Source organism: Streptomyces sp. NRRL S-31, assembly GCF_000718775.1.
Taxonomy (GTDB): Bacteria; Actinomycetota; Actinomycetes; order Streptomycetales; family Streptomycetaceae; genus Streptomyces.
The window spans coordinates 1-1,939 of record NZ_JOCB01000209.1 but is presented as its reverse complement, the minus strand read 5'-3'; the positions used below and the strand labels follow the sequence as shown (position 1 = coordinate 1,939).

2 protein-coding genes are annotated in these 1,939 nt (G+C 76.8%); both read right to left on the bottom strand.

The features are described from left to right. On the bottom strand, positions 1–824 hold an 824-nt coding region (locus IF37_RS0138170; RefSeq protein WP_030754256.1), incomplete at its 3' end, for an ABC transporter ATP-binding protein. Next, positions 821–1,939, bottom strand: a 1,119-nt coding sequence (locus IF37_RS0138165) for an energy-coupling factor transporter transmembrane component T (RefSeq protein ID WP_052845598.1), incomplete at its 5' end; no start/stop codon positions are given. The genes IF37_RS0138165 and IF37_RS0138170, both read right to left, overlap by 4 nt.

The following is a 1,939-nucleotide window of genomic DNA, read 5'->3' as shown; positions in this document are numbered from 1 at the left end:
GGGGCCCGACCGGCCAGGCGCTCGCGCAGCCCGCCGGCGCGACGGCGGGCGTCGCGGACCGTGAGAGGCAGCGGGGACCAGCCGGCCAGCCGGCCCAGGGCCACCACCGGCGGGTATACCGGGGACACGGACATCACCTCGGCCGGGCTGCCCACCACCGGCGGCTCACCGGGCGCGGGCAGCAGTACGACCCGGTCGGCGTACTGGATCACCCGCTCCAGGCGGTGCTCGGCCATGAGGACCGTCGTCCCCAGGTCGTGCACCAGCCGTTGCAGCACGGCCAGCACCTCCTCGGCGGCGGCCGGGTCCAGGGCCGAGGTCGGCTCGTCCAGCACCAGGACCCGCGGGTGCGGGGTGAGCACCGAACCGATCGCGACCCGCTGCCGCTGCCCGCCGGAGAGGGCGGCGATCGGACGGTCGCGCAGCCCGGCGAGACCCAGCAGGTCGAGGGTCTCCTCCACCCGGCGCCGCATCACCTCGGGGGCGAGGCCCAGCGACTCCATGCCGTAGGCCAGCTCGTCCTCCACGGTGTCCGTCACGAAGTGCGCGAGCGGGTCCTGGCCCACCGTGCCGACCACGTCGGCCAGTTCACGCGGCTGGTGGTCGCGGGTGTCCCGGCCGGCCACCGTCACGCGCCCGCGCAGGGTGCCGCCGGTGAAGTGCGGGACCAGCCCGCTGACCGCGCCCAGCACGGTCGACTTGCCGACCCCGGACGGACCGGCGAGCAGCACCAGTTCGCCCTCCGGCACCTCGAAGCCGACCCCGGCGACCGTCGGTGCGGCGGCCCCCTCGTAGGTCACGCTGACGTCCTCGAAGCGGATCACGGGTGCTCCTCGGGCACGACGAAGGCGGGCAGCAGGGCGAGCAGGACGGCGGCGGCGGGCCAGAGCGGCAGCGCCGGGGCGACGAGGGGGACGACACCGGGGTGCAGCGCCTGCGGATCACGGACGGAGGCCAGCGTCAGCAGCCCGGCCACCGCGGCCCCCGAACCCGTGACCAGCCAGGCGCGCGTCTCCCACGGGTCCGGCCGGTACCGCGTCCGCAGCGAGCGCCGGCCGCCCAGCCGCAGTCCGGCGAGCGCGGCGACGACACCGGCGAGCAGCACGGGCAGCCCGTACACGCCCCCCACGGCCGTCAGCAGTCCGTACGTCCCCGCGCACACGCCGAGCAGCCCGCCCAGGGTGAGCGCGGCCGTGGTCCGGCGGACCCGGGCCGGCACCTCGGCGGTACGGCCGTAGCCACGGGCCTCCATGGCGGCGGCGAGCGCGACGGAACGCTCCAACGCGCCCTCCAGGACCGGCAGTCCGACCTGGAGCAGACCCCGCACGCCCCGGTCCGGACGTCCCCGCAGCCGTCGGGCGGCACGCAGCCGCTGCACGTCGGCGATCAGGTGCGGGGCGAAGGTGAGGGCGACGACCACGGCCACGCCCGTCTCGTACAGCGCGCCCGGCAGGGACTTGAGCAGGCGGGTGGGGCTGGCGAGGGCGTTCGCGGCGCCGACGCAGATGAGCAGGGTGGCGAGTTTCAGACCGTCGTAGGCGGCGAACAGAACCGCCTCCGCGGTCACCCTGCCGCCCAGCCGGATGCCCTGCGCCCAGTGCGGGAGCGGCACTTCGGGGAGGGCGAACAGGGTGTGGGTGCCGGGGATGGGCGAGCCGAGGACCACCGCGAAGAGGACGCGGACGAGGAGGACGGCGAGGGCGAGCCGGGCGAAGGCGGTGTAGGAGCGGGCCCAGGGGGCGGGGGAGCGGTGCGTGGCCACGACATAGGCGGAGGCGGCTATGAGCAGGGCGAGCAGCAGGGGATTGGTGGTCCGGGTGGCGGCGACCCCGAGCGATATCGCCCACAGCCACCAGGCACCGGGGTGCACGGTGGGGCGGCGCCGGGCGGGGGCGGGGCCGTCCGCCGGTGCCCGCCGCCCGGCGGGGAGGCGGGGGAC